Source organism: Frankia sp. CcWB3 (genome assembly GCF_977927595.1).
The window spans coordinates 1,295-16,683 of the sequence record NZ_CDWRCK010000080.1; the positions used below are offsets into that span (position 1 = coordinate 1,295).

14 protein-coding genes are annotated in these 15,389 nt (G+C 72.0%); 12 read left to right on the top strand and 2 right to left on the bottom strand.

The window, feature by feature from the left end; translation table 11 throughout:
* From ACY5KJ_RS08615 to ACY5KJ_RS08670, 12 genes are all read left to right on the top strand, one after another.
* The coding region (locus ACY5KJ_RS08615; protein WP_462203136.1) for a toll/interleukin-1 receptor domain-containing protein at window positions 1-584 on the top strand (584 nt) is incomplete at its 5' end.
* Complete coding sequence (locus ACY5KJ_RS08620) at window positions 581-1,462, top strand: hypothetical protein (protein ID WP_462186575.1); 882 nt, start codon at window positions 581-583, stop codon at window positions 1,460-1,462. The genes ACY5KJ_RS08615 and ACY5KJ_RS08620, both read left to right, overlap by 4 nt.
* Window positions 1,428-2,474: a TIR domain-containing protein gene (locus tag ACY5KJ_RS08625; RefSeq protein ID WP_462186574.1), complete on the top strand. Its 1,047-nt coding sequence runs from the start codon at window positions 1,428-1,430 to the stop codon at window positions 2,472-2,474. Before ACY5KJ_RS08620 ends, ACY5KJ_RS08625 begins: the two co-directional genes overlap by 35 nt.
* 198 nt (window positions 2,475-2,672) lie before the next feature.
* On the top strand, window positions 2,673-3,509 hold the full coding sequence (locus ACY5KJ_RS08630; RefSeq protein ID WP_462186573.1) for a hypothetical protein: 837 nt from the start codon (window positions 2,673-2,675) through the stop codon (window positions 3,507-3,509).
* Complete coding sequence (gene fxsT / locus ACY5KJ_RS08635) at window positions 3,502-6,873, top strand: FxSxx-COOH system tetratricopeptide repeat protein (RefSeq protein WP_462203137.1); 3,372 nt, start codon at window positions 3,502-3,504, stop codon at window positions 6,871-6,873. Before ACY5KJ_RS08630 ends, fxsT begins: the two co-directional genes overlap by 8 nt.
* On the top strand, window positions 6,816-7,094 hold the full coding sequence (locus ACY5KJ_RS08640) for a hypothetical protein (RefSeq protein WP_462186571.1): 279 nt from the start codon (window positions 6,816-6,818) through the stop codon (window positions 7,092-7,094). The genes fxsT and ACY5KJ_RS08640 overlap by 58 nt, the downstream gene beginning before the upstream one ends.
* Before the next feature lie 171 nt (window positions 7,095-7,265).
* Window positions 7,266-7,475 (top strand): hypothetical protein, encoded by a 210-nt coding sequence (locus ACY5KJ_RS08645; protein WP_462203138.1) that lies wholly within the window; start codon window positions 7,266-7,268, stop codon window positions 7,473-7,475.
* A 123-nt stretch (window positions 7,476-7,598) separates the two neighbouring features.
* Entirely contained in the window at window positions 7,599-8,666 is a 1,068-nt protein-coding gene (locus ACY5KJ_RS08650; RefSeq protein ID WP_462186569.1) for a hypothetical protein, read from the top strand.
* A 130-nt stretch (window positions 8,667-8,796) separates the two neighbouring features.
* Window positions 8,797-9,993, top strand: coding sequence for a hypothetical protein (locus ACY5KJ_RS08655; RefSeq protein ID WP_462186568.1), 1,197 nt, complete (start codon window positions 8,797-8,799; stop codon window positions 9,991-9,993).
* Window positions 9,885-11,057, top strand: a complete 1,173-nt coding sequence (locus ACY5KJ_RS08660) for an aKG-HExxH-type peptide beta-hydroxylase (RefSeq protein ID WP_462186567.1) — start codon at window positions 9,885-9,887, stop codon at window positions 11,055-11,057. The genes ACY5KJ_RS08655 and ACY5KJ_RS08660 overlap by 109 nt, the downstream gene beginning before the upstream one ends.
* A gap of 205 nt (window positions 11,058-11,262) precedes the next feature.
* On the top strand, window positions 11,263-11,841 hold the full coding sequence (locus ACY5KJ_RS08665; protein ID WP_462186566.1) for a MerR family transcriptional regulator: 579 nt from the start codon (window positions 11,263-11,265) through the stop codon (window positions 11,839-11,841).
* A complete protein-coding gene (locus tag ACY5KJ_RS08670; RefSeq protein ID WP_462203139.1) occupies window positions 11,841-12,818 on the top strand; it encodes an aldo/keto reductase in 978 nt (325 codons plus the stop codon). The genes ACY5KJ_RS08665 and ACY5KJ_RS08670 overlap by 1 nt, the downstream gene beginning before the upstream one ends.
* Here the strand turns inward: ACY5KJ_RS08670 and ACY5KJ_RS08675 are convergent.
* Both ACY5KJ_RS08675 and ACY5KJ_RS08680 read right to left on the bottom strand, forming a co-directional pair.
* The gene (locus tag ACY5KJ_RS08675) at window positions 12,808-13,773 is read right to left on the bottom strand and encodes a winged helix-turn-helix domain-containing protein (RefSeq protein WP_462203140.1); all 966 of its coding nucleotides are present in this window, start codon (window positions 13,771-13,773) and stop codon (window positions 12,808-12,810) included. The two genes, ACY5KJ_RS08670 and ACY5KJ_RS08675, sit on opposite strands and share 11 nt — an antisense overlap.
* A 137-nt stretch (window positions 13,774-13,910) precedes the next feature.
* A partial coding sequence (locus tag ACY5KJ_RS08680) for a cobaltochelatase subunit CobN (RefSeq protein ID WP_462203141.1) occupies window positions 13,911-15,389 on the bottom strand: 1,479 nt, incomplete at its 5' end.

Genomic DNA, 15,389 nt, shown 5'->3' on the forward strand with positions numbered 1-15,389 from the left:
GGAACGGGAGAGCCGGTTTCCGGACCCACGGCGACGGCGACGAGGCGCGGCGCGCGGCTTCGATCGGGACGGCATCCCCCGTGCCCACGCCGACGACCACCTCCTGCCGAACCACGCCGCCGGCGGCGTCTCACGTACCGCCGCCGCAGACTCCGACGGCGGAGGTCTCCCGCTTGGTCGCCATCAGCTACGTCGGCGCCGACCAGGAGTGGGCGGACTGGCTCGAATACCTGCTGCGCCGCGGCTCCCATCGGGTCGTGCAGGTCAGATGGGCGCAGAGTAGAGGTGAGCGGCTGGCCGAGACGGTTGACCGCATCGCCGCGCGCCGGCCGGATGTCACCGTGGCCCTGCTGTCGCGGCACTACCGGCCGCCCCGCCCGGAGAACCCTGGCGAGACCGAGATCGAGGCGTGGGAGCGGCTGGGGCTGGCGGGACCGCTCGAGAATCAGGTCATCCGGGCGGTCATCGACCGCGAACCGTTACCCGAGCCGCTGCGGACGCTGCCGAAGCTGGACCTGAGCCGGTTCGAGCCGACCGCGGTCGACGGACTGCTGGCGGGGATACAGGCGGGAGCCCGGCGATGAACGCCTATGCCCGGCCCGGTCGCCGGCCCGGCGATGCGCCCCCGGTGTGGCGCAGCCGCCGGGAGAACGAGCTGTTCGCCGGTCGCGACGACGAGCTGGAACGCATCTGGGACGGTCTGGCCCGGCATCGGCGGGTGGTGCTGGTGCCGGAGGGCGACCAGTCCGACATCGGGGAGACCGAGCTCGCTGGCGAGTACCAGCATCGGTTCAAGCTGCGCTACGACGTCTCGTGGTGGGTGGACTGCTCGACGACCACCGCCGTCCCCGGGCAGATCGGCGAGCTCTACGAGCGGGTCCGCACCGGACTTACCGGCCCCGCCCCGGGCGCGGCCGGCGCCGGGCCGGAGCCCAGCGCGGGGTGGTTGGTCATCTTCGCGGGTGTGGGCAGTCCGGATGAGGTGGCGGAGTTCCTGCCCGACGGCGAGGCGCATGTGATCATCATCGCCGACCGCACCGTGGACGCCTGGCGGGACCGGACGATGCCCATCGGGCCGTTGCGTCGTCGCGAGTCGGTCATGCTGCTCACCAGCGCGGCGCCGATGGTCGACCCGGCCACCGCAGCCCAGCTGGGGGAGCTGGTCGGACACCGGCCCGCCCTGCTCGCGGAGATCGCCGGGTACCTGATCCGCGAGGCGGTCGTGACGCCGGAACTGTGTCGGCGCCTGCTGGAGATGGCGGCGTTGCGGCCGACGCCGGCCGTCCGGGATGCCACCGGCGGTGACCAGTCGTCCCGGGCCCGGGCGATGCGTGATTCCGGACCCCCGCCGTGTCCGTGGGCTCCGCCGGGGCCGCCGCCGGGGCCGCCACCGTCATGGTCGCAGACGAGGTACGTGACCCGGTGGGGTGCGACGCGGCGCAGGCACCATCGATTCCTGTGATCAACAAGCACGGCTGGCCCCCCGGGAGGTCGACGAGCTCGTCGCGGCCCTGATGCGGGTGGAGTACATCGCCGACCTGGCCGGTTTCGACCACTGGTTCGACGAGCTGGCGCGGATCCTCGGTCGCACGGTCGCGCTGACCTCCCCGGTCGTCGCGGTCCGCCTGACCACGCTGGTCAGCGAGGCGGTCGGCCAGCCCGATCCCGGCATGCTCGACGCCCTGGTGCAGGCCCTCGACCTGGTCGCGCCGCGCGACGACCGGTCTGTCGTGGACTTCCGGCGCTTGGTGGCCGAGCTGCGATCCCACTGGAGCGGCGCGGGCTCGGCGCTGCTCGGCGTGTCATCACCGGTGCCCGCGCACCAGTTCGCCTCCTGGCCACCGCTCGAGCTGCCTGGACCGCCCTCCTCGCCCCCGCCCAGCCACGGGCCGTCGGGCGCCCCGACCTACTACTTCTTCACCAGCCACGCGCACCGCGACGACCGGGATCGCGTGGCCATCTTCCATCGGGAGCTCGAGCTGGAGCTGCGCCGCAAGGTCAGGCGCCGGATCCGGTCGACGGGATTCTTCGACGCCGACCGGCTGGGCGGCGGGGAGCACTGGCCGACCTCGCTGCGCGACGCGGTGCGCACGGCTCCGGTGCTGGTCGCGCTGTGGTGCGACGACTACTTCGAGAGCGACTGGTGCGGCCGGGAGTTCGGCGTCTTTCAGGAACGTATCCGCCGGGCGACCAAGCCGGGCGGGAACCCGCCGTCCGGGATCATTCCCGTGCCCTGGCTGCGGCGGGACGCCGAGGTACCCGAGGCGGCCCATGAACTCCACATCGCGCATATCGAGCTTGGTCGTCAATATGACAACCTTCCAGTCCTGGATTTGATGCGCCATCCCGCCGCCTTCGCGGAGTATGTAAGTCTGCTGGCCTACCGGGTCATGGATGTCGCTCGCGACCAGCTGCCGCCGTTGGACGCCGAGGCGACGGAGCTCGTCCGTTCCCCGTTCCACCATCAGTCGTGAGCTGCACGGAGCCGTGATGAGCTGCACGAACACCCCACGGCCGGCACCCGGCGGCAGCGCGCCGCGACCGTCCCGCCGCACCCGGGCCCCAGCGGTGAAGAATGTGGTCCGACCTGTGCGAGCTGCCGTGGACGTGGGAGGACCGGGTGCAATGGTAGGGCAGAGGCCCTGCGCCGAAAAACGGCGTGAGGGGGACCTGTGACACCGTTCTTTCTGGTTCATCACGCGCTCGCCGGCGGTGACAGCAGCTACGTCGAACGTTTCTTCGGAGATGTACAGAATGCGGTTTACGAGCGCCTCGGCTATCGTGAGGTGTTCACCGGCGAGGCGGCCGGCGCGGCGGAGCCCTCGGCGGCGGCGGGGGGCCGCTCCAATCCCGATGCGCTCCTGGCGCCGGTGATGGTGGCGCTGTACTCGGACGCCTACTTCACCGACCACCAGTGCCTGCTGGAGTGGTCGCTGTTCCGGGAGCGGCTGCGGTGGCACCACCATTTCACCGGTCGGAGCTCCCCGGCGCTGGTCGGCGTCCCCTGGTCCATCCGATCGGTACCCGTGCCGGCTCAGATCGCGGAGGCGGGGATGCTCGTCGGCGACTTCGGCGCGGGCTACACGGCGAGCGGCGCGTTACAGCTGATCCGGACCGGCTCCGCCTCGGTCTGGTACCAGCGGTTGACCGAACGGGTCAGTGAACTGATCGTGTGTGCCCGCGGCGACGAGCCGCCGGCACTGTCCACGCGTGACGTGGAGTTCGTCGAGCGGTCGGGGCGGACGGACTGGGTGTCGGCCGGTCGGGGCCCGGGCACCCGCTGGTCCGTCGGCGGCTCCGCGACGCTGCTGATCCCGCCGGCCCAGACGGCACCCCTGGCCTCGACGGTTCGCACGGCTCCGGCTCCGGCGGCCATGGCTCCGGCGGCCATGGCTCCGGCCCGAGCCGGTGGCCGGGAGCGTCGATGGCGGATGGCCGATCCCGAGCACACCCGTCGACCCATCCTGCGTCGTGCCGGCGCCGCCGAACTGGACGATGACGATGACTGAACTTTCCGAGCAGCCACCGGAACTTTCCAGGCAACCACCGGAACCGGCGGGTCACGATACCCCGGGCGGGCGCGCCGGCAGGCCGGCGCAGATCATCACCTTCTACTCCTACAAGGGCGGTTCGGGGCGCACGATGGCGCTGGCGAACGTCGCCTGGCTGCTCGCCGCCTCGGGTAAGCGGGTTCTCACCGTCGACTGGGATCTGGAGTCTCCCGGCCTGCACCGGTATTTCCGCCCGTTTCTGCAGAACAGGGAGCTGGACTCGAGTGACGGCGTCACCGAGATGCTCCAGGGTTTCATCCGGGAGATCGACCGGCTTCAGGATGCGTCGCCGTCGACAGCCGCGGAGCAGGCCTCCTTGCCGGACGCCGACGCGGTGCGCGAGATCATCGCCCTGCACGGCGACTTCCGGCACAACATCGAGACCATCGAGTGGCCCGGGTTCCCGGGCGTCGGGCGGATCGACTTCCTCGGTCCCGGCCGGCAGACATCCACGAGCGCGGTGCTGGCGGCCACGGTGCCCTGGTCGACGCTGTTCGAGGAGGCCGACGGCCTGGCGTATTTCGCCGCGCTGCGTGAGCGCATGCGGTTCGCCGACTACGACTACGTCCTCATCGACAGCCGGACCGGGACCTCGGACGCGGCCGGCGTCTGCACCCACCTCCTGCCGGACACCGTCGTCATCGGAATCGCGCTGAACAACCAGTCCATCGACGGCGGCGCCGGGGTGGCCCGCGAGATCCGGAACAGCAAGCGGGACATCCGGGTGCTGCCCGTCCCGATGCGGGTCGAGGACACCGAGCAGCGCAAGCAGGAACTGCGCCGCCGCGCGGCGTTCCAGGCCTTCCGCCCGGTGCTGGCCGACCTGTGCGGTTCCGACCCGGAGGAACAGCGGAGCTTTCTGATCGGCCTGGAGATGCCCTACAAGGCGGTCTACGCCTACGAGGAGGTCCTGGCGGCCTTCCAGGAGGATCCCGCCAGTCGGCTCGGCGTCCAGGCCGCCTACCGGATGCTCGCCGGAGAGCTCGCCGGCGCCCCGATCGATGCGCGCGGCGTCCCGCCGCAGGACCGGGAGCGGGTGCTGCGGGACTTCGAGCAGTACGGACCGCCCGCTCCGCGGTCGGTGACGATCTTTGGAGCGCCCGAGGACCGGCCCTGGGCGGACTGGCTGGCGTCGGTGCTGGGAGCCACCGGGGTGCGGATCCGGCCGTTGCCCCCGACGGCGCTGACCCCCGCCGACTTCCCCGCTGTCGAGTCACTGATCGTGATCGGATTACCGCATCTGGGCCCGGACACCCCGGGTGAGTCCCTGGTGCGCGAGCAGGTCCAGACCCGGATCCGCCAGCGCGGCTCGCGGGCGGGGGTGGTGGTCGTCGAGGTGGGTTCGATGCGGCTCGACCCCGCCTACCACGGGGCCGAGATTATCTCCCTGCCCGCGCGGAACGAGCGGGACGCGGGGGTCGTGGTCCTCGAAGGGCTGGGGCTGCCCGTTCCGCGGGCCCGGCTCGATGACCTGCCGGTGGTCGCTCCCCGGTACCCGGCCCGCCGGCCCCGCTTCTGGTCGGTGCCGGCCGGGTTCGCCCAGCCGTTCATCGGGCGGCACGCGGTGCTGGACGAGCTGCGCGACCGACTGCTGCCGGGGGGCCGACCGAGCGGGCTGTGCCCCCTGCTCGGCCCGGACGGCGTCGGGAAGAGCGCCATCGCGGCCGAGTACGCGCACCGGTTCGGCTCCGACTACGACATCGTGCACTGGATCTCGGCGGGTGACGCCGCCTCGGTCCGGGCGGGCCTGCGCGACCTCGCCGAGCGGCTGCGTCCCGGCAGCGACGTCCCGGGCGCGCATCGCTCCCCGAGCGAGCAGCTCGAACGGGTCGCCCTGGACGCGCTGCGCCAGGGCGACCCCTCACCGCGCTGGCTGCTCGTTTACGACGGCGCCACCGACCCGCAGTTGCTGGCCGGGCTGCTACCCATCCCGACCAGCAACGGTCATGTCCTGCTGACCTCGGCGGACCCGGCCTGGGACAGTGAACCCGGCGCGCTGTGGGTGGGCCCGTTCACCCCGGCCGAGAGCCGGGCGTTCCTGCGCCGGTGGCTGCCCGAGGTCGGTGCGGACCGGCTGGCGATGATCGCCGAGCGGCTGCGGCATCAGCCGTCGGGCCTGCGCACCGCGGTCGGGCGGCTTCGCCAGGACCGGCGGGGAGTGCCGGTCGACGACCGTGCCGTCGACGCCTACCTCACCCAGATCGTCGGGGTCGCACCCGAGCAGGCGACCTGGACGGTGTCGTTCGAGACCCTGCGCACCAGCGACCGCGCGACCCGGCGGGCTGCGGCCCGGCTGCTGGAACTGTGTGCCTTCCTGGCCCCGCAGGGCGTGCCGCTCGGCCTGCTGGAATCCCCGGTGATGCTGCGCCATCTCGCCGAGGCGGTAGGGGACGACGCGATCGCCGACCCGACCGTGCTGCCCGAGCTGTGGGCGGAGATCCGTAAGCCCCGGCTGGCCGAGATCGACACCGCACCCGACGGTCAGTTCCGCCTCGCCGCGCGCTGGCAGCGGCTCCTCGTCGAACGGATGCAGCCCGCCGAGCAGACCGCCGCCCGCGAGGTGGTGCTCGGCGTCTTCGCGGACATCGCCGCGGCCGCTCCGCGGCCCTCGGCCGCCGCGGGCTGGCCGATCTACCGGATGCTGGAAGGCCAGATCCTGGCCTCCGAGGCGATGGAGAGCCCGGCACCCAAGGTTCGGCAGTGGCTGGTGTCCCCGGTGTATGTGATGTGGCGGTCCGGCCGGCTGGAGCTGGGCCGCGGCATCGCCGAGGAGGCGTTGCGCAGATGGCGCGACCTGTTCGGAGCGGACGACCCGCTGACCCTGCGGATGGCCACCCACCTGGCCATGGTGCTCCGCGGCCTGGGACGGTTCCAGGAGGCGTACGACCTGAACACCGACACCCTCGCCCGCCAGCGGCGCCATCTGGGCATTTTCCATCGCCACACATTGATCACCGCGATGAGCTACGGCATCGACATCCGGGAGCTCGGCCGGTACACTGAGGCAGCCGCGGAGGAGAGCAGCACCCTGGTCGGTTTCCGCGACCGGCTCGGCGAGAACCACCTCGACACCCTCATGGCTGCGAGCAACCTCGCACTGTCCACCTTCCTGGACGGGCGGGCCCGTGAGGCGCTCCACCTGAGCCTGGACACCATGCGCGGCTGCGCCTGGCGGGGGCCGAGGGCACCTCGCAGTTCTGGTGGCTGCAGGCGCGGGCCGGGATCTGCCATCGGGAGCTGGGCGAGCTGGAGCAGGCGGAGCGGTTGCTGCGGGAGGCCGCGACCAACCTCGCCGGCATCGAGGGGGCGACGACGCACCTGACCCTGCGCTGCAACAAGCATCTCGCGGTCGTCCTGCGCCTGCGGGGCAGCCCGGACGCGGCGAGCCGCCTCGCCGGTGAGACGCTCGAGCGCTACACCGAGATCTACGGGGCGTCCGACCTGGGCACCCTGGCCTGCCTGCTGAGCCGTGCCGGCCACCTGCACGCGCTGGGCGAGCACCACCGGGCGTCCGTCGAGGCCGAGTCGTGCCTGCGGGAGTAGGAACGTCTCTACGGCCCCGAGCATCCGTTCACGAACGTCTGCCGCTCGGATCTGTCCATCTACCTGCGCGCGGACGGGCGGCTGACGGAGTCCCGCGCGCTGGCCGAGCAGGCCCACCTCACGCTGGTCGACGAGCTCTACCAGCACCACCCGTTCGCGCTGGCCGCCGGGGTGAACCACGCCGCGAGCCTGGCAGCCCTCGGCGAGACCGAGGCGGCCCGGGCGCTGAACGAGGATCTGTTGCGCGAATCTGAAATGTCGCTGGACAGAAGCCATCCCTACCTCCCGATAATGCGGGAGAACCTGGCGGTCCTCACCGGCCGGCAGGCTGGCGGCGGGCGTGGCCATCGAGAAGTCGACATCGACATCTCCAGCATCTGAGCAGCGTGATGAGGCCGAGCGACGAGTGCACGGTGGCAATCCACCGGCGGCCGGCCCGCCCGGACCGGGGTTTCCGGTCCGGCGTCGGCCGCCACCCGCCGGGAGCGGCAGAAGGATGAGCTGATGGTGACTGTTCCTGATGATGTTGTCGAACCCCACATCGTCACCGCGCCGCATGTCGGTGACGAATACAACGGCATCCGGCAGAAGTTCCGCGGGGCGGTGGCCGTCACGGGTGCCCAGTATCTCGAGTACTACGTCCACGGATTGCCGACGGTGTCGGCCGACCTTCTGCACCATCCGCGGCTGGCCGACTATTTCCATGGTTCACGCACGGTGGAACGGGCCCGCCGGGACTACGAGATCATCGGCCGGCAGCTGAACCACCGGATGACGGATCTGAACACCTCGCTGGCCGGTCTCGCCAACGGGCGGCTGATCCGGACGGTCTTCGCCGCGCAGGACCGGGCGGTGCTCTACTTCGACGTCGACGAGGGGCAGTACATCGTCGGGGTCTCCCTCGGCGCGGACGCCATCGAGTCCGCTGACCTGACGCTCTCGCAGACCGCGACGGAAATCCGGGCGGCCCGGGGGGTCGGCGACCCCAACTACGGCGGCTATCATCGGGGGGACGGCACGTTCCTACCGTCGCCCACCCGCGTCGACGGTAGCCCGGACACCGGCTCTCATCCATTCGTGTCGCTGCCGAGGCCGTCGGCGCCGGTGTTCGCCAATCCCTGGGCATCGCTGATCAAACGGCGTTGGTCACCCGCCGGGGACTCGCGGGAGGAGGAGTTCCAGGCCCAGGCCGTCAGCGTCCTGAAGCCCGGTGACCTCCAGTACATGGCCCTGGTGCGCGGCGGCACGGTGAGCGCCGCCGACCTGATGGACCACGACGACCTCAACGAATTCTTCGTCGGTCTGAGCCGGGAGGCCCGCCGGGAGGGTTTCGTCAAGGTCGCCGCCGAGTTCCTCGCCCTGAGCGATCTGCTCGACGGTCTGCTGCGATCGGTCCTGAACCGCCGATTGACCCGCACCGTTCTCGACGTGGAGAAGGGCGCGCTGTACTTTCATCGCCTCAGCCGTGACGAGTTCCTGATGGGCATCACCCTGGATCAGCGTCGGGTGTCCGAAGCCGACCGCCGCTTCCAGTTGCTCGTCCGCCGACTGACGGCTTCGGACGGCCGTTGAAAGGCGCCAGATGACGCCAGGTGAATCCCGTCGATGGACGGGATCATCGTCGATGTCCTCGCGTATTCTTCGTCGAGCAGGTCCCCGCGTCGCGCCGGCGCGTACCCGTTGGTGGGGAGGCCCCACATTCATGGCCCACGATCTGATGCCCGTGCCGTCCGGTCTGGTGGATCTCTGCGAGGTCGACGCTGACCAGCTTGCCTTCCTCGCGGGCCCACCCTCGGGAGAATGGCAGCGATGGATCGCCGCCTGGATCGGCCACCCGGGCGGGCCGCTGCCCGAGGACGTCGCCCTGGCCCTGGGCGGGGATCTGGACCTGGCCGACTACCTGCCCAGGACCACATCCTTCGGGGAGATGCCGGACGGCACCGACCCCTCGAAGCCGCCGCGTCCGCCCGGGGCCGCCGCCTGTCCGGGCGGACGGCCCGCACCCGGTAGCGCCATGACATCCGCCTCTCGGCGGCCCGCCCGTCCTACCGGACCCGCCCGTCGGGTGGTCTCCCCACCCGCCGCCCGGCACCGGATCACCCCGCGGGATATCGAGGCCGTGGCGGGCGGGCCGCCGGGTGCCGCACCGCTGCGCGAGCTGCTGCGGGGTCAGATCAGCAAACGGATGCTGATGCTGTGGGCGCTGCTACGCGGCCTCGAGAACGCCGACCTCGACGACGCGACACGCACCTGTGTGGATGAGGCGCTCCGCGTGCTCGGGGACGCTCAGCGGCGGGCCCGCGACGCCGTCCACGACCTGCTCCTGCACCCGACGATCGGGACCTGGCTCGCCGGCAGCCTGCGGCGGTGCTGGCACGGGTCGGCCGGACCCGACCTCGACCGCCTCGGTTACGTGGGTGGGATCGCGGTGGCCGCCGCCCTGCGGGCCCGGATGCCGTGCCGGGTGCCGGTGCGGATCATCGACGGGCTGGTGTCGATCCCCACGGTGGGCGTCGTCGGGTCGGGGGTCACGAGCGGTTGGGGCGTCGCGCACGTGTCCGACCGGCGGGTGACGCTGAGTGGCAGCCCCGGGCGGGGACCGGCCGGTGGTGACGGCTGGACCCCGGCGCGCACGCTGTCGAGCACTGTCGACGGTCACCGGATCGCGCTGACGCTGGAGGACACCGACCCGTTCCGGGCCGCGGACACGCTTCCCCTGGCCGTGGCCACGCGCTGCGATGAGGCGGCGGCGGGGCCCGGTGGCAGCGCCTGCTCGACGGCGCCTGGAGCGTGCTCGCGGGCGACGACGGGGCGCGGGCGGAGGAGGCCGCCGCGGTCCTGTCGGCGCTGGTCCCGTTGCGCGAGGTCCCGGATCGGCCCGGCACCGGCGTCACCGTGATCGACGCGCTCGGCGCGCTGATGGTCAGCCCGCCGACCGGCGCGCTGTGGCTTGCTGTCGCCGTCGTGCATGAGGCGGCGCACACCAGACTGGAGATGCTGAGCGATCTCGCGCCCCTGATCGGCCCGCACGACGGCTCCGTGCACTACGCTCCCTGGCGGCCCGACCCCCGGCCACTCGCCCGGCTGCTGCACGGCGCCTTCGCCTTCGCCCAGATCGCGGCCTTCTGGGCGGGGCGGTGGGCCCGGGACGGCGCCGGGTCGGATCTGGGCGCGGCGTACGAGTTCGCCTGGTGCCGGGACGCGGTCTCGGCGGTGCTGCCCGTGCTGCGGGAGGCGGCCGGGCTCACCGAGGCGGGCCGCCGGTTCGTCTCGGCCCTGGGCGCCAGGATCGACGTCTGGATTGCCGCTGACCTGCCGATCGCGGCTACTACCACCGCCGCCACCGTGCTGCGCGACATCGCCGTCGTCTGGCGGCTGCGCAACCGCCGGCCCGACCGCGACCACATCGAGAGATGGGCGCGGGACTGGGCGGCCGGTCGGCCCTGCGGACGGCCGGTACCGCCGTCGTCCCGCCTCGTCCCCCAGACCGAGCCGTATAGCCCGCACCGCCACGCCCGGCAGGCGCTGACCTCGCTGCGGTTCGCCAGGACCGACCGGTTCGGCGGGCTCGCTGGTTCTGCCGGGTTCGCTGGTTCTGCCGGGCTCGATCCGGCGGCCTGGCCCGTCAACGCGACCCTCGGGGACCTGCTCTACGTGCGCGGAGACCTCGGCCTCGCGGCCGCGGAGTTCCGCCGGGAGCTGCAGGACCGTCCGGGGCGAGCGGAGTCGTTCGCGGGGCTGGCCCTGGTGCTGGCCAGACGGGCCGGGGGACTGCAGCGCCGGCTCTACCTCGACCACCCCGAGGCGTTGCTGGCCCTGAGCGTCCGGATTCGGGAGCTGACCGGGTCCACCCCTGACCCGCGCACGCTCGCGCGGTGGATCGCGGCGGGAGGCCTCGGCCATCCGGATCGCTCGTGGCGATCTCTCGAGACGAGGCCGCTGCCGGTCGGTGCCCGGCGGTAACCCGACGGCGGGGAGGCCGGCGGGGAGGCCGTCCCGCCGGGGGTATGCCGTGCCCCCACGCTGACGACCCGGCGTCGACAGTCGGCGTGGGCGGTTGACGGCCGCATCCCGCTCCGTTCGCGATGACGCAGTCGGCGAATCCGGAACAGCGAGTTTCCGCGGGCCACGTTGACTTCGTGCGCACTCCAAGTCCTAGCGTTTTCGTATGGCCACGATCGAGGCGCCCACGGTGACGTCCTCCCCGCCGGCCGTGACGCCGTCTCCGGCCGTGACGCCGTCTCCGGTCATGGTGGCGGAGCCGGATCAGGGCTGGTGCGCGCGGTTGGGCCCGGCGGTCCGCCCGGATGGATGCGACCGGTCCGTTGATCCGTGCGCGGTCGGTCCGGGGGGTGAACCGGAGGCCGCCGGGACCCTCACGATCGCCGAGGCCGCCGCGGCCACCGGAGTCAGCGCGCACACGCTGCGGTACTACGAGCGGGTGGGGCTGATGCGGGACCCGGTCGCCCGTGCCTCGTCGAGCCATCGGCGCTACACCGTCGAGGACGTCCGCTGGGTCACGTTCCTGACCAAGCTGCGGCTCACCGGCATGCCGATCCGGGAGATGGCGCGCTACGCCGAGCTGGTGCGCGCCGGGGAGGGGAACGAGGCGGAGCGTCTCGCCCTGTTGACCGAGCATCGCCGCCGGGTCCTGGCGCGCCTCGACGAGGTGCAGCGCAACCTCACCGCCATCAACGTCAAAATCAGCATTTATCAAGACATCTACCAGGAGAGGACCGTCCACTGATGCGCAAGGTCGCGCTAGGAAGCCAGGGCCTGGAGGTCTCCGTCCAGGGTCTGGGCTGCATGGGAATGTCAGAGTTCTACGGCGCTGGCGACGACGCCGAGTCGGTCGCCACCATCCACCGGGCGCTCGACCTCGGGGTGACGCTGCTGGACACGGCGGACATGTACGGCCCGTACCGCAACGAGGAACTCGTGGGACGGGCGATCATCGGCCGCCGGGACGAGGTGGTGCTGGCCACCAAGTTCGGCATCATCCGTGACCCCGCCGACCCGACGGCGCGGGGGATCGACGGCCGTCCGGAGTACGTGCGCTCGGCCTGCGACGCCCCCCTGCGTCGCCTCGGCGTCGACCACATCGACCTGTACTACCAGCACCGGGTCGACCCGAAGACGCCGATCGAGGATACCGTCGGCGCGATGGCCGAGCTGGTCAGCGCCGGCAAGGTGCGGTACCTCGGGCTCTCGGAGGCGGCACCGGCCACCATCCGTCGTGCCCACGCCGTCGCCCCGATCACGGCCCTGCAGACCGAGTACTCGATCTGGTCCCGCGAACCGGAGGCCGAGATCCTGCCGACCCTGCGGGAACTCGGCATCGGGTTCATCTCCTACAGCCCGCTCGGGCGTGGCTTCCTGACCGGCACCTTCCGCTCGGCCGCGGACTTCGCCGCCGACGACTTCCGCCAGCACCTGCCGCGGATGCACGGCGACAACTTCGACGCCAACCTCGCCGTGCTCGCCGAGATCGAGAAGCTTGCCGCGGAGAAGAACGTGACCCCCGCGCAGCTCGCGCTGGCATGGGTGCACCACCAGGGCGACGACGTCGTGCCGATCCCTGGCACGAAGCGGCGCCGCTACCTGAAGGACAACGTCGCAGCCACCAGCATCACGTTGACGGCCGCCGAGGCGGAGCGATTGGGCGCGGCGGGGGCGGACGTGGCGGGCACCCGCTACCCCGACATGTCATCCGTCAACGGATAGCGAGGCCCGGTCGAGTCCGCCGCGGCGGCGGGTTCCGCGTCGCCCGATTCCCCGATGGTGGCGGTGGAGTCGTGAGAACGGGAGTCGGGAGAGGAGCCGCGACGCGTGAGGTCGGCGACGAGCAGCAGACGCGGTAACCCACCCCACGCACGGTGAGAATGTGGGTGGGCGCGGACGGGTCGGCCTCCACCTTGCGCCGTAGCCGGCGCACGTGGACGTCCAGCATTCTGGTGCCGCCGAAGTGGCCGTACCCCCAGACGCGTTCCAGGAGCTGCTTGCGGGAGACGACCCGGCCACCCGCGACAGCCAGCTCACACAGCAGAAGGAACTCGGTCCGGGTGAGGTGCTGGCCCTCGCCGCGCCGGCTGACCACGCCCTCGGCCGGCCGGATCTGCAGCTCGCCGACGCTGAGCGCGCTGGCCGTCGACTGTCCCGGGCGGGCACGGCGCAGCAGCGCCCGGATCCGCGCCAGCACCTCGGCGGTGACGGGGGGAGCAGTGACACAGTCATCGGCCCCGGCCTCCAGCCCCGCGACGATCCTGGCGGGATCCGACCGCCCGGCAACCATGATGAGGGGAAGATCCCCGGCGGCGCGCAGACGGCGGCAGAACTCCAGCCCGTCGATGGCCGGGGCGCCCGCTTGCGCGTCGACCGGTTTGACCGATTTGATCTGTTTGATCGGTTCAATCAAGGCTGGGACGGTGTCCGGGCAGCCGTCCGGCGGCGGAGAGGCAGGGTCCGTGGTCGAACCCGTCCGCCGGGCCGGGACCGGGGGCAGGACCGGGGGCAGGCGGGCCAGGAGCAGATGGACCTGGGCGGGTCGGGCGACCAGGTCGGCGAGCGCCGCCTCGCCGCTGCCGGCCATCTCGACGGCGTACCCCTCGCCGAGCAGGGCAGGGACGAGGTCTCGGTGCATGGCGGCCTCGTCGCCCACGAGCAGAAGTGTCGTCCGCACCAGAGACATTTTCCCGGATTCGCGACGGTCGGAACCGTGAGGTGGCCCGCCACCTGTCCGCCGCCGACCATCCGCCGCCCTCTGACCTTGCTGCCCTCTGACCTTGCCGCACTCCGAGCTGGCCGGACCCGGCGATCTCAGGCGTCGCCGGTGGGACCGTTCTCCAGGTCGCCCTCGGTGCGCAGGTACAGCTCCTGCAGCGCGTCGAGAGTCGCGGCCTCCGGATGCTCCCACAGGCTGCGCGCCGCGGCCTCCAGCAGCCGTTCGGTGATGCTATGCAGCGCCCAGGGGTTGGACTCGGCGAAGAACTTCTGGTTCTCCGGGTCCAGCGCGTAGGTTGCGGCGAGCCGTTCGTACATCCAGTCCGCGACCACGCCGGCGGTGGCGTCGTAGCCGAACAGGTAGTCGACGGTGGCGGCCATCTCGAACGCCCCCTTGTAGCCGTGCCGGCGCATCGCCGCGAGCCACCGCGGGTTCACCACCCGGGCGCGGAAGACCCGGGAGGTCTCCTCGGACAGCGTCCGGGTGCGGACCGCCTCCGGCCGGGTGCTGTCGCCGATGTAGGCAGCCGGCGCCCGGCCGGTCAGCGCGCGTACGGTCGCGACCATGCCGCCGTGGTACTGGAAGTAGTCGTCGGAGTCGGCGATGTCGTGCTCGCGGGTATCGACGTTCTTCGCGGCAATGGCGATTCGCCGATAGGCCGATTCCATGTCCTCCCGGGCGGGGATGCCGTCGACCCCGCGGCCGTAGGCATAGCCGCCCCACGTCGCGTACACTTCGGCGAGGTCGGCGTCATCGCGCCAGTTACGGCTGTCGATCAGAGGCAGCAGCCCGGCGCCGTACGCCCCCGGCCGGGAGCCGAAGATGCGCAGGGTGGCCCGCCGTTCGTCGCCGTGCCCGGCGAGGTCCGCACGGGCGTGGGCGCGCACGAAGTTGTCCTCGTCGGCCTCGTCGAGGCCGGCGGCGAGCCGGACCGCGTCGTCGAGCATCACCACCACGTGCGGGAACGCGTCCCGGAAGAAGCCGCTGATGCGCACGGTGACGTCGATGCGGGGCCGGCCGAGCTCGGCGAGGTCGATCGGTTCGAGCCCGCTGACCCGCCGCGACGCCTCGTCCCAGGTCGGGCGGATGCCGAGCAGGGCGAGCACCTCGGCCACGTCGTCGCCGGAGGTGCGCATCGCGCTGGTTCCCCAGGCGGACAGGCCCACCGACTCGGGCCAGGTGCCGGTGTCGGCCCGGTACCGCTCGAGCAGGGAGGTCGCCATTGCCTGGCCCGTCTCCCAGGCGAGCCGGCTGGGGATGGCCTTCGGGTCGACCGAGTAGAAGTTCCGCCCGGTGGGCAGCACGTTGACCAGGCCCCGCAGCGGCGAGCCGCTGGGACCGGCCGGGACGTAGCCGCCGTCGAGGGCGTGCAGCACGGCGGTGACCTCGTCGGTGGTCCGGGCGAGCCGCGGCACGATCTCCGTGGCCGCGAACCGCAGCACGGCCGCCACCGTCTCCCGGACCGGGTCGGTCTCCGCGTCCGCGTCCGTGCCTGCCGGGCCGTGGACTTTCCTTGCCTTTCCAGAGGCTTTTGTGTCCGGTTTATCCCTCTGGATAGGCAAGGGGGGCAAGGG

Coding starts and splice junctions, on each gene's coding strand:
- fxsT (WP_462203137.1), top strand. CDS start 3,502: ATGACTGAACTTTCCGAGCAGCCACCGGAACTTTCCAGGCAACCACCG.
- ACY5KJ_RS08620 (WP_462186575.1), top strand. CDS start 581: ATGAACGCCTATGCCCGGCCCGGTCGCCGGCCCGGCGATGCGCCCCCG.
- ACY5KJ_RS08655 (WP_462186568.1), top strand. CDS start 8,797: ATGGCCCACGATCTGATGCCCGTGCCGTCCGGTCTGGTGGATCTCTGC.
- ACY5KJ_RS08670 (WP_462203139.1), top strand. CDS start 11,841: ATGCGCAAGGTCGCGCTAGGAAGCCAGGGCCTGGAGGTCTCCGTCCAG.
- ACY5KJ_RS08665 (WP_462186566.1), top strand. CDS start 11,263: ATGGCCACGATCGAGGCGCCCACGGTGACGTCCTCCCCGCCGGCCGTG.
- ACY5KJ_RS08650 (WP_462186569.1), top strand. CDS start 7,599: ATGGTGACTGTTCCTGATGATGTTGTCGAACCCCACATCGTCACCGCG.